We start from the raw sequence: 13,347 nt of genomic DNA on the forward strand, positions 1-13,347 counted from the left end.
GTTGATAAATAAGTCGGTGCTCGGCAGCAATAAGCGTCTAACGAAGGACTATCGAGACTTGTCTGGCCGACGATTCAGTTGGCAGAACGACGTAGTAGAGCAAGAGTTCCTTAGTTAGGTTTACTGGTAAGTCAGTGCTCCACGCTTTTTAGAAATGTGAGCCTGTGTCTTTTAATTGCAGGGGCTTGGTGGGCCAAATAAGCGCCGAGTGATACCGTAGTACGCTTAGATGGCCCAGCCCAGAGAGAATGTGACGGTACTACGTGGGCAATCAAGACAAAGCCTAATGTATGTTTAGAGAACGGTTACATCGTGGCCAAGCATTCTGTAATTAAAAACTGAAATTGAGTCGAAATGAATTTGAGCATGCGCAGGGAGTGCTTGGTTTAACTCAATACACTGTTGCTGATGGGGAAGTAAATAAGGGGTAGTGAATTTAATATACTGCCCCGTGGGAAGAATTTTTACATTATTATCAAAGCGGAATACGCGTGTAGTCGGGTTTTTTGCACAGAGTTTTCCATCGATTTGTTGCCATTTGACCAAAGACCACAACGCTTTGATTGGTGGTTGATTGCCTGGTTGGATGACAATCGGGAGATCTTGACCCACCAAAAAATTTATCCGCTGCCCCGTTGATTCTTTCTGATTGGGAATTCCGGTGAAAATAATACGTGCAAGATGTTCAACATTAATAGAATGATTATTTTTATAAATGATTCGGACGGTTTGAACCTCGCCAGGCTGTACGATGACGGCGGCTGGTGAGGGATAGATAACTCCTCCGTCAAGGTTATCATCATCTAAATGATTCACTTTGCTATAAAGAATGATGGGTTGGGAATCTGTGTTTTTGATATCAATGCTCGATTCACCTTGGTTTTGATTAATAATCACAGCAGAAGTTAACGGCTGAATCTCTGCTGCTTCAGTCTGTGTGATTAATCCTATAAGCACGAGAGATGAAATAAATCCGTAGTGTAATAGAGTTTTTTTCATAATTGATGGCAATCCAATTGGGCATGGAGCACCTCTAACGCAGAGATGTCTTGATGCGGATTTAAAGAAAGCACACACTTTTTCTGTGCTGATGTGACAATAAACGCCTGTTGACGTTGTATCTTTTTGATCTCGGATTGATTGACTAATACCACCCCACGGTCAATAAAGAAGCCCATGATGTGACCTGTGTCATCGGTAAGAAGGTCATCGTTTCCAAGTTCTGGTGGTAATGAGTCAAGTTCAATTAAGTAGTCACGGTTATAAGTTGAGGTGAAATTAACGCTTGCGACACTTCCAGGTTCGACCCAAATGTCTCTGCGTGCATTCTGAATAAAATAACCGCGTGGTAACGTATAAGTCTCTAGGCGGATCAGATTGTCGTGATAGGGATGCAATTGTGGGATTAATGCTAATCCATCATGATTACTGATGACTTTAGCGCTTGGTGTGTCAATGGTTGTATATCCTTTCACTCCCGTATTCACGATGCCAAAGCTATCTCCCACTTTCTGAGCGGAAAAAATCACGCCTTCTCCTGTCGCTGCTGCCGAACCACTCAAGGTGGTATTGAGCATTCTCGCAGAGTTATTGCTGCCATACTCCTGCGTATAAGCAGCGCCAATCGCAGAGTAGGGGGTCAGCATTGAGGATTGAATGAAATGCTGTAACGTTGTGCTGTGATCTTGGGTATCGGTTATTTTACTGGTGCCAAGTGCGAGATTGATATTATCTGTCACAGGTGCCGATAGCTCAGTACTGAACTGGTTAGCTGTGGAGAAATGATTAAAAATAGACCGAGAACGAATAGTGCGAGTGCCGAACTGTAATGGAATACCCAAACTTACCCATGCATAGAGTTGGCTTTGTGTGGTAATAGGGAGCTGATCGTTATTTGTTGTTGAATACCCCAAGTTGGTACTGAGTGTCATCCAGTGATTACTGTGAGTTAAGCCCAAACTTGCAGAGGTAGTGACCTGATGGTCGTAATAAGCCGTGCGGCCTAGTGAAATTGAACCTGAGTATCCTTCACTTAATAAATGGCTATAGCCAGTAGAGAGATTATATTTTTCTTTTCCGTAATTGTTATCAGCCCAGACACCATAGTCAGTGTAATGCAGGCTTTGCCATGTAAGCGATGTGTAGAGATTACCGTGGTTGAATGTTTGGCTCCAGCGAATACCTCTACGGTGATTATTAGATAAGTGAGCATCAGATAAGGAAACTGTACTATAGATACTATTCTCTTTCCCCCAAGAAAAGCTCATTTCACCGCCTATCCCTTGGTAAGCCTGGCTGGATAAAAACTCTGTTTTGGGCGAAAGCTGTCGCCAGAATGGCCAGGTATAAGCAATACCCAAGATGTTTTGTGTTCCAGGCTCACGTTCGTTGATTACGTGCCCGGCATAAAGTGTTAATTGATTATCGGTATTATTTGCAGGGCGAATTGCACCACGTGAAATACGATAATGGCTACTGATCCCCATGTTATTACGAATAATGACATCGATATCTGCATTATTGGCAATGACAGGGACTTGCGGAAAGTGAAAGGAGCCGCTTTGCACACTCTCACTATAGATGATGGTATTATTTTGATACAATTCAACCACGCTACTGCCATTAGCTACACCAGATATATCAACGACAGCACTGGGAGTAATAGCATTTTTTCCGAGATTGAAAGCCATGCCCTGTATATTGCCTACACCTAAAAAAGTTGACGGGGCATTGAAACGACCAAGTTTGATGCCAAAGTGGGTAAAATCTTTTTGTATATAATTTTCATTGTTATAGCTACTCCGCTGAGTTTGATGCTGATCTCGGGTTCGATAAAAATAGTTATTGCTGCGAAAGATAAAACCATGGCTATTAGCCCCAAAAATCCAATGCCCGCTGGTGCTTGTTCTACGACCAAACCGATCGTCAAATTCGGTATTAAATAAGTCATAGTTAATAAAAGCGGCATTACCGCCGCGGAGTAATGGATGTTTTCCCTGCCGTTCTTGGATAAGATATTGCGGAGGTAATGTTATTTTTAATGCATTCTTGCTCGCACTATAACTCATTTCCATATTGATGCCATTGCACCAAGTGAATGTTTTGGTGTTGGGTGAGGGCTGGAGATAACGAGGGTTGATCCCCAAAAGTTGAATAGTAGGGCGATCGAGTTGAATTTGACCATTTGTCAAAAAGTTAATCGGATGACTGCCGAGATAGTTACCATTGATATAAACACCAACTTCATGATGGCCTTTGGGAATATCATGGTCGTGAATAGCTTCTGTCACTAAGCCTACCGGAACACCCAGTGCTTTGAGCATCTCTTTGTCGTAAGTGAATGCAAGGTTATTGCTGGCGATAGCTCCAGGTAAATAACCGGCACATATTAGCCAAAAGGCTCTTTTATTTTTGATAATCAGCATAGGATAAAAGCCGCAGAGATGTTCTGCGGCTTTGCTAATTTAGAAGTAGCGAATGTTAAACTGGGCGGTACCTTTCCAGTTAATTTGATTTATATTTGAGATTTTATCTGTTGTGTTTAATTGTGGCTCAACGTTAAACGTCATTTGGAAATTGTTTCCTATTGCTGGCTTAGCGGTTTTATCATCCCAGAATGTCCAATCTTCGGCTTTGCTGTAGGAATAGGCGGTGATTTTTCTCGGTGAAAAAACCGTATTTGAGTGAGAACCACTTGCCACAAAGCCAAATGAAGTTTGTTTATTGCCATCAACGAGTTCCTCAACCGGATTGAGCGTATAATTTCCAAGCGGTTGGGATGTGAACGGATCCAATCCAATACTGAAGTCACGTATGATCTGGCCATGGTTAGTCATTCCGCCGGTGTTGTCACCCTGCATTGCAGGATCTGTAATACCATCGGCGACCCAAAAGGCAACATGTGTATTAGCATCGTCGGGGCAATTGATACTCAGAGTGATGGGTTTTGCTTCCAACGTTTTGACTTTGCTGCCTAATTCACTGTGTTGCAACGCCCCCCAATCGAGGTCTGTGTTACCAACTACATCGGCCACACAGGCCGGTGGTGAAATAATGCCTTGAACATTTAGCGTTAATGAGTTGGCCATTGCTTGGGTACTGCATACTGCGAGTGCGGTGATCCAGAAAATTTTCTTCACTGAAGACTCCTTTTGTGCGCAACTAAATTGCGATTAATTATATAGCAATAGGAATCATCTTAAAATTACAGGCTGTAACAATACGTTGAAGAATGAGTCAGGCCCTAATTAGGCGTTCTCAATATCGCTACACATCAAGCTTTCGGCAGGCGGGAATGATGAGGTTCCCCTCCCTGGCGGCTCGTATCGCGCACCTATGCGCTCAACTAACCTGCATCCCACCACCTATGGCTATTAAGGCTGCGTCCCTTGCCGTTAGCACCATTTGAACGCATTGTTGTGTTGTTCGCCGTTTATGTGGTTCACCGTGCCGTGCTTTTGGTCTGTGCTAAAATGTCCCTTTGTAGCGTTCGCGCACAATTTAGAGAAACAGCCTGGAATACGGCGCTTTGTTTTTTAACCAGGGATTGCTAGCATTAGGCTGTGTCCCTTAACTGTCCGTGGTGCCGTCGCAGCCCCAAAAGCCCATTATCAAGGCGGGGGTGAAGGGCAGAGTGGCCCTGTGTTCAAGCCCGACAACACAGAGAATGGGCTTTTGGGGCGCGACCCTATGGGCTGACGCCATTGGCGTGCATTGCTGCGTTGTTCGCCGCTTATTTGGCCCACTAAACCTCACGGCTCACGCCTTGCTCTGCGCGCAAATGACCGCCAGCGGCGCTCGCGTACAGTTAAGGGATACGGCCTAGGGATCAAGATCACAGCTTGGTGAAACAGTGGATCAAGGCTTTATTTCAATAAAATCAGTAACAAGAGCCTATCTGACGAGTGTTATTCACTGGCCATTTTGACTTTGGTAAGTGTTCGAGGTCTTCATGTACTGCGTGTATGCTGCTGTTTTTATGTGCTACTCGTATCCAAACTACCTGCAACAATAAGGCCTATTGGGATAGGTGCTAAGTGAAGGTTCAATGAAATCGTATTCTTCATTGCTACGGCAAATTTTCATCTTGCTCTTGTGGGGGCTTGCTTTCTACGTTGCTGGGCTTGTTTCCTTAAAGTTTGATGATCCTGACTCGCCTATTGCGATTGTCTGGTTTCCTGCCGGTGTTGCGGTTGCCGCCTTTTTGTACGCGCGGTGGCGAGAATACCCGCTGTTGTTTCTGCTGTTCACTTTTGTCAATGTCCTTTTCGATAAAGGGAGCCAGGATAATCTCTTGTTGTTGTTGATATATTCTTTCGTATCCATGCCTGCCAGTGTTGCTATTGCTTGGGTAGTTCGCCGCTTTGCACGCTTAAATGATGATCTTCATGTGGTTTTACTGTGGATAGGGGCAACACTTGTTATCAGTGGATTGGATGCGTTGATTGTTGGCGGCGGATATGCGTTGTTGAACGGTCAACCGGCTTTGAGTCTTTTTTGGCGTAGCTTTATTGCAGACGTTACGGGGATTATCTTTGCCACTGCGGTGGTGATGGGATTTATGAGCCGGCGCGGAACCGTCGTCACCAAGAACATACTAACTCGGTTAACAGGTGTCATTCTTTGGTTTTTACTCTGTGCCGTAACCTGGATTATTTTTGCTCATCACTGGCCATGGTTGCAGGAGCACGCAGCTGCTCTCTATTTTGCTCTGGCATGTTTACCCATCGTGTTGGTGATAGCCATTACTGTCTTGTCGGGTAACCGTGGTGCTTCCGTTTCGCTATTAGCGCTTGGCATCATCGTGATTCATTTTACCGATCTGCGTAAAGGCCCCTTTTTCATCGACGGTTTGGATTTGGCTGAATCCTTGTTGCTTGCTCAGAGCTATCTGTCCGCTACTGCTCTGTTGGTTGCGTTTATCCGGGTGGTAGAGCATGCAACTAATAGCTTCAACCCGGATACCGGCAGGATTGTTGGCAACGGTGTGCTTTATAGCCTAGACACTCGCTCTGGCACATTGTCTTGGTCGAATGAGATATCCACGCTGTTCGGGCATCTTGAACCCAGAATGCTCGATAGTGTTGACGCTGTTTTACAGCGAGTTCATCCCCTCGACCGGGATAAACTCTATAACCATTGGTTCTCATCCTATGGGCTTGTAAAAAGGCCATCGCTGGTTTTTCGCATCCAGACTGCTAATGGTGAATGGCTAACGCTGGTTGATAGCGGCGGTATCCAGATGGTGAGTGGCGAGAAGCGTGTCATTGTGGGCAACTGGCAATCCAGTCAATACCGCTTGCCTTCTGAATGAAGATTTTAGTATTTAAGGTGGGAGATTACAGCCTGTGATCCAGATAGCTCTGCTGTTATTTGGTCTTGATTTTGTGCGTTCCAGAGCGAAATACCTGGTGAACATTGGGATAATCTGGGGGGTATTGGGAATAGGCATCTTTATCGATGGTCTGGATGGTGTTGCTTATTTCCCTTTGCATGTTTTTGGTATTCTGTTGCTATTAGAAAGCCTGGTTACGCTGAGTATCGCCTCGAGTGGTGTCGGTGCGCAAAAAGTCGTTCTCTATTTTAAAGGCGGCGTTTTTTGTTTCGTTGCCATCCTGATTTTGTCTAACAGGTCTTATAGCGATCTTTTATTAGCCATCATTTTTGGCTTTGCTTACTTTGTTATTGGCCTGTTTGTCATTGCCTCCGCTTGGATAGTCAGATTTCCTCATTGGAAGAGCACACTACTCAGCGGTATTGGCCAAATTCTGTTCGCAGTATTGATGTTTAGCCCTTACCCAATCCATTACAAGGCGACGGTATCGGCATTTTTGGGAACATTGATGTTCTTCAGCGCTGTGAGCACGGTCAAGTTGGCTCGCCGGGTGAACCGGTTACGCGAAGGAACCTCTGTTTTTGAGCTGTTGGCACCGGCCGATATTGCCAACGGTTTTGAAAAAATGGCTAAACCGTTGCAATCTGTCACTAACATCTCCCCAGATGAGTTTAGTAAGCCGCTGACAGTTCATATTTGGACGCCCGAAGGAACGGCCAACACCTCACCGATTCCCAGGCCAGTCATCAATCGCTACATTGCGGCTGTGGATTCACAAGGGGTTATCTCGACAGGTCATGCCGCATTGGAGCTACCACCAAGTATTTATATCAGCCTTTATCCTGAGGCGGATATTGATCGTTCTCCTTCAGAGTTTCTCAATACGCTCAAGGCCACCAAGGATAATGATGTGCCTGGTGTATTTCAGCCGGACTATGCCACAGAGGCGGCAAACTGGTGTGATTCAGATCGGAAGATACAGTTCTATGAGTATAACAGCATGGCGTTGTTGCGGTTTTGGAACGTATATAGATGCAGTAAAACGTATAATCTGACCTATCGTAACTGTTCAAGCAGTGTCGCTTATGCTTTGGAAGCTTCCCTTGATGGCGTACTCTCCAAACGGCGTAAAAAGTGGTTATGCACATTACGCATGTTGGTGACGCCAGAATTGTGGATCGCCGCCCAACTGCGCAAACGTGCGCTATCAATGGCTTGGACCCCAGGACTGGTGATGGATTATGCCCGCGCCTTGCAGAGTATTGTTAACCCCGATCCACAAAGTTGGTTTCAACGCGCTTTATCAAAGTGGGATTTGTTACGGAAGGCTAAAAAATAAAGCCCCCTTTATAGCTAAAGAGGGCTGCCAGGCGGAGGGGTTAGGCTTCCGCTTCCGCCGTCTCTTTCTGATTGTCGGAGTTCATGCTGCTGTAAATGACCGGCAGCACTAACAGCGTCAATACGGTGGCAAAGCCTAGTCCAAACATGATGACTACCGCCATACTCTGGAAGAAGGCATCACTTAGCAACGGAGCCAGGCCGAGTACGGTAGTGAAGGCCGTTAGGAGTATTGGGCGTAAACGTGAAGTGGATGCATCAATAATCGCCTCCAGCATCGGTTTTTTCTGCCGTTCCAAGCCAATTTCTTCTACCAGCACGATACCGTTACGGATCAGCATGCCGCTTAAGCTTAGCAAGCCTATCAGCGCCATAAAACCAAACGGTATGCCGGTCAATAGGAAGCCTAACGTGACCCCGATCAGTGCCAGAGGAATGGTCAGCCAGATTGCAATGGCATTCTTCAGAGAACTGAACATCAACACGGTAATGATGAACATGATCACAAAGGCGACGGGCAGGCTGGTGAACAGCCCGGCTTGTGCCTCTTTGGTGCTCTCATAGTCACCGCCCCATTCCAGTTGATAACCACGAGGCAGTTCGATGGCATCAATATCGGGTTTGATACGTTGTAACAATTCAGCAGAGGTTTCCCCGCCTTGAGAACTTGGGTCTGCCTGCACCGTTAAGGTACGTTTGCGGTCCAGGCGCATGATGAGTGGATCTTCCCAATCGGTGGTAAAACCGCTGACCACGTTATCGATAGGAATAAATGACTGGCGTGCCTGGCTCCAGATCATCACATCGTTTAGCCGCTCGGCATTCAACCGCTCGCTGTCTGGCGTTCTTAATACAATCGGCATGAGCCTTGTACCGTCACGGTAGAGACCCACGGCAATGCCGCCAAAGCTCATGCGTAACGCACTGTCTATTTCACGTTTATCTACACCAAGCTCACGGCCAAGATATTCGGAGAACTGCGGGCGAATAACCTTGGTACGTTCTTGCCAATCGTGCATAACGCCGTCAGCTTGTGGGTCGGCACTGGCGATTTTCTCAGCTTTGTCAGCCAGTGTACGCAGCACATTTGGATCTGGGCCAATAAAGCGGGCTTCGATCGAGCTGTTATTTGACGGCCCGAACATGATGCGCTTCGCCTGAACGTTTACCTGCGGGTAATTATTACGTACATAGGTTTCTATCTGGCCGATCATACCTGGGATCTGGTTCAGCTCCTTGGCACGAACCATGACCTGCGCATAGTTGGAATATTGCCGTTGTGCGTTGTAGGTGAGCATAAAACGCATTGCCCCTTGGCCGATGGTCACCATGGTATCGCTGACACCGGCTTGTTCCCTGATATGCTGCTCTATCTGGGCTGCCATCTTCTCTGTGTAGGCAATATCAGTGCCATAGGGTAACCAGAGATCGACAAAGAAGATGGGGGTATTGGACGGTGGAAAGAAGCTCTGGCGAACATTACCAAAACCAATGACTGAAACCACCATCAACGCAGCTAGAACCGTTAGGGTTATCGTCCGTTGGCGCAGCAGTTTAGCCAGTATGTTGCGATATACGCGGAACAACCAGCCGTCATAAGGCGTTTTGGCGGGTTCATCGGTTTTGGGTTCCGCTATTTTCTGCTTTTCAAATGCCCACTTGGTGAATACCGGTGTCAATGTTAAGGCGGTAAACCAGCTTAACATCAACGAGATGAGCAATACCTGAAACAGCGACTTACAATATTCCCCGGTTGCGTCGTTAGACAAACCGATAGGTGCAAATGCCAAGATAGCAATGATGGTTGCCCCTAAGAGTGGGAACATGGTGCGTTTCACCACATTGCTGATTGCACTTAGGGTATTTTCCCTTTTTTGACGACCAACCAATACCCCCTCAACGATCACGATGGCGTTATCCACCAGCATACTAAGGGCAATAACCAACGCACCGAGCGACACCCGTTGCAACTCGATATTGAACAGCTTCATCAACAGCAGGGTGCCTAACACGTTCAGTGCCAGTGAGGCGGCAATGACCAGTCCGCTGCGTACCCCCATGAAAATCAGTAGGGTGCCGACGACGATCAGCAGTGCCAGCAAGAAGTTCATGATAAAGCCGTTAACGGCACCTTCAACTTCATGTGACTGATCATAGAAGACACTGATATCCATCCCCGCAGGTCGTTCAGCTTCCAATTGTGCCAGACGGGCTTTTACGGCTTCACCAACCACAATCACGTTGACGTTAGGGGCGAATGACACGCCGATAGAGAGGGCTGGCCGCCCATTGGCACGGTAAATATTATTTGGTGAGTGCGTCACTCCTTGAGTGATGGTGGCGATGTCACGCAGATAAACGCTACGTGGGTTGCCTGGTTCGCTAATCAGCAAATTACCCAGTTCCTGGACGTTGTCAAATTCGCCAGTAGGGTGCAGCCTGATCGACTCACTGCCGACCAGCAGGTCGCCTGCATTAGACACCACGTTTTGCCGGCTAAGCAGGTCATAAAGACGTTGCGGGATAATATTGGCCGCGGTCATCTGGGCCCTGGATATCTCAATCTGTACTTCTTCCGGTATGATACCGACAATACCGACTTTGCCTACGCCAGGTACCACCACTAACTCACGGCGTAACAGTTCAGCAAAGTTGCGCAGTTCTTGGTTGGTGTAGCCATCGCCATAAAGCGAGAAGAAGAAACCGTATACATCGCCAAAATCATCGTTAACGAAGGGGGCACTGGCACCCGGTGGCAAACGTATTGCGGCATCGCCAATACGTCGGCGTAGAACATCCCATATCTGAGGCAGTTCAGCAGCCCCATATTCGGCACGGATATTAACGGTAATCTGTGACAGCCCAACGCTGGAGATCGAGGTTATGTTGTCGATGTAAGGAAGCTGTTGAATCGCATTTTCCAGTGGTAGGGTAACTTCCTCTTCCACTTGCTGTGCCGATGCGCCGTCATAACGGGTAACCACCACTGCAGTTTTAATGGTAAAGGCCGGGTCCTCCAGCCTGCCGATGTTCAAAAAGGCAATTACCCCGCCAATGCCCAGCAGTAAAATGGCCAGCCAGATACGGGTGCCGTTGTTGATAAAGTTTTCTGTCAGTTTCATCACAGACCTCGCTCACGGACCCAGGCGCGCACTTCTTGATTTGGACGCAGTTCGCGGGTGCCGGCTGCGACAATCCGTTCGCCATCTGCCAGACCGGAAACGATCTGGATGCCATTAGCGGTTAATTGGCCTGTTTCGACCTGACGAGATTCAACAAACAGTTTTCCTTCACGCTCTTTGATTACCCACACGTGGGGGTGATTGCGAGCAGTATTATCCGGGTTAAATACCGCTTCAACGGGAACAATCACATTCGCCGTTTGCATGGCACCGGCCAGATTACCAAGATTTATTTTCACACTGCCGCTCATCCCCGAAAGCAGAGGTAAGTCTTGTGGACGTGGCATACTTAAAGTCATTTGATAGGTCAGCGAGCCTGATGTGGTATTTGTGGTGTGCTCTTTATAACGGGCAGAGAACTCGCGCTCAGGTAGATTATTCAGCTGAACAACTGGTTGGTATTTTGCATTATCTTTATCAATAATGATGAACAGGTTTTCAGGGATACTGAAAACAACATCCAGTGAATCCAGCGAATCCAATCTGGCCACTGGTTGGCCTGCTGGAATAACCTGAAAGTTACGGGCATCGACCATGGAAATGACACCGTCAAAAGGAGCACGGATCTGCATGTCGCTCACTTCTTCTTTGGCCAGCTTTAAGGCTGCTTGGGCTGAATCGCGAGTTGCTCGCTGTACGTCAAGTTCAGCACGGGGTATGACGTTACGTACACTTAGTGTAGCGAAGCGGTTAAACTGAGCCTGCGCGAGGTCGAACGTAGCTTGGCGGTCGCGTAGCCTTAACCGTGCATCAGTACTGTTGAGTTCGGCAATCAGTTGCCCCTTACTAACGCGTTCCCCTTCACGTACCAGTAATTGTTGCAGCTGCCCTGGGCGTTTAAATGCCAAGTCAGTTCGGTCACCTGCGATAATTCTGGCGGGGAATATCCTGACTCCTTGCTGCGCACCATTGGTGACTTCAAAAATGTTCACCGGGCGTACGCTTTCGTTTTTCTCAGGTGCTCCTCTATCACAGGCGGAGAGTGAAAGTGCGAAAAGTAGAACAGCGACAAGTTTTGTTTTCACGATGTAATCTCTTCGGATCAGATTTTAAGGGAGCGATAAGTTAACGCGTAGATTTTGATACGTAATTACGCTACGGTTTATCGCTCGTCTGGACCGCTCCGGCCCTGTTCCCGCGGCAGCGTGAACATAAATGACTCGAAATATCTGCTAAATTAGGCAACAGTTAACGAGTCAAACTTGTAAAAATACGTCAGATACCAAGTGATAATCGGGTAACAATAACATCCTGATTATCTGACGGGTCTTGGATTGGGAGAGCTGTACAACGACTGATCTCCAATCCTGTTGATTACCAGCTACTCCAATTCCCTCTTTATTACCACTCTATGTTAATGAGCGTAGGTCATAACTTCTTCCTACGACAGATCCTGCTTACTATTTACGTTGTTCTTATAGGTTTTGAGTATTGTCATCGTTTCCTTTAGTTTCAATCACTCGCAACTTCTTCAAGTTTAGTGCGTTGCCACGATATCGGTAAAAATATCTTGAGGATGAAAAGGTTTCATACCGTTTGGTTGGAGGCCATCCGGTTTTTCGTATTAAAAACAAGTGAACGGTCAATCTCTCGATTGGCTATTTTCTGGGGTTCAACAGCTAAAACTGCGCTGCGTTAGGCCTATTATTCCAGCCCCGCTGTGGATTTACCCTTGCACCACTGGGCAGGCTTAGCGCACAAATCAACTATCAACGAATACACTAGACTGTGCCATCATTTGCACGCGAGCGCCGTGAGGTCTGGTGGACCCAATAAGCGGCGAAAATGCGCACAAATGGCTCCAGCCCAGCGTGTCGCGCCCCAAAATCCCGTTTTCTGCGTTGTTGGGCTTGAACAGAGGCCCAGTATGTTCTTCACCCTCTGCCTTTATAACGGCTTTGGGGCTGCGACAGCACCACGTGCAATTTTGGGACACTGCCTAGAGCTATGCTCCAGAAGACATGCTCGCCTGCAACTTATATAAAGTTGGGTATATAATATTGATAAGTTGATGTAGATATGTGAAGGTTTTCTCTATCAACGTTAGGGTTAGAGAAAGCGTTAAAAAACAACCTATTATCGGGTAGTGCTTGCATGCGACAGAATCTGCGATATTACTGGCAGATCGCCAATGAGAATCAGCCGGCCGCACAATAGAAAACGGGGCTAGGAATTGGCAAGAAAACGTTTGAGGTGGTAGAGTCATGCGCCGTTGCGCGAGTTATTTTGTTACAGGTGTAATAACATCTGAACGTTCGTGAAAGCCGATGCAGCAAAGGGGTAAATCGGCCAGAAATACATTGGTGATGTCGTTCAATCGTTCACTCATCCATCGTCAGGCAGAACTTGCGGTATTGAATGTTGAGCAAGAGATGTAGGTTTTAGGCCATGTTTCTTCGTTTCGCGGGCCAAGAGCCAATATGGCGTTAGGCCCATCCTTTTCCAGACATTTTAGGGGGCTGGAGATGCGATGCTGATGATTGAAACCAACCT

Annotated in this window: 7 protein-coding genes; 2 read left to right on the forward strand and 5 right to left on the reverse strand. The window is 47.0% G+C overall.

Features of this window, described 5'->3' with window-relative positions; all coding sequences use genetic code 11:
• Positions 1-294 precede the first annotated feature (294 nt).
• The 3 genes from OK023_RS04650 to OK023_RS04660 are packed head-to-tail and all read right to left on the reverse strand — an operon-like array spanning position 295 to position 4,139.
• Entirely contained in the window at positions 295-999 is a 705-nt protein-coding gene (locus tag OK023_RS04650) for a fimbria/pilus periplasmic chaperone (protein WP_317695309.1), read from the reverse strand.
• The gene (locus OK023_RS04655) at positions 996-3,425 is read right to left on the reverse strand and encodes a fimbria/pilus outer membrane usher protein (RefSeq protein WP_317695312.1); all 2,430 of its coding nucleotides are present in this window, start codon (positions 3,423-3,425) and stop codon (positions 996-998) included. The genes OK023_RS04650 and OK023_RS04655 overlap by 4 nt, the downstream gene beginning before the upstream one ends.
• 39 nt (positions 3,426-3,464) lie before the next feature.
• Positions 3,465-4,139 carry a hypothetical protein gene (locus OK023_RS04660; RefSeq protein WP_317695314.1) on the reverse strand — a complete coding sequence of 225 codons (675 nt, stop codon included), beginning with the start codon at positions 4,137-4,139 and terminating at the stop codon, positions 3,465-3,467.
• Between the two features lie 908 nt (positions 4,140-5,047).
• On the opposite strand from OK023_RS04660, the gene OK023_RS04665 reads away from it, so the two are divergent.
• On the forward strand, positions 5,048-6,313 hold the full coding sequence (locus OK023_RS04665; RefSeq protein WP_317695317.1) for an MASE1 domain-containing protein: 1,266 nt from the start codon (positions 5,048-5,050) through the stop codon (positions 6,311-6,313).
• A 34-nt stretch (positions 6,314-6,347) separates the two neighbouring features.
• Positions 6,348-7,673, forward strand: coding sequence for an MFS transporter (locus OK023_RS04670; protein ID WP_317695319.1), 1,326 nt, complete (start codon positions 6,348-6,350; stop codon positions 7,671-7,673).
• A 40-nt stretch (positions 7,674-7,713) separates the two neighbouring features.
• Here OK023_RS04670 and OK023_RS04675 read toward each other — a convergent pair whose 3' ends face one another.
• Both OK023_RS04675 and OK023_RS04680 read right to left on the reverse strand, forming a co-directional pair.
• A complete protein-coding gene (locus OK023_RS04675; protein WP_317695321.1) occupies positions 7,714-10,794 on the reverse strand; it encodes an efflux RND transporter permease subunit in 3,081 nt (1,026 codons plus the stop codon).
• Positions 10,794-11,879, reverse strand: a complete 1,086-nt coding sequence (locus tag OK023_RS04680; protein WP_317695323.1) for an efflux RND transporter periplasmic adaptor subunit — start codon at positions 11,877-11,879, stop codon at positions 10,794-10,796. Before OK023_RS04680 ends, OK023_RS04675 begins: the two co-directional genes overlap by 1 nt.
• Positions 11,880-13,347: the final 1,468 nt, after the last annotated feature.

It is taken from the genome of Serratia sp. UGAL515B_01, assembly GCF_033095805.1.
GTDB lineage: Bacteria > Pseudomonadota > Gammaproteobacteria > Enterobacterales > Enterobacteriaceae > Chania.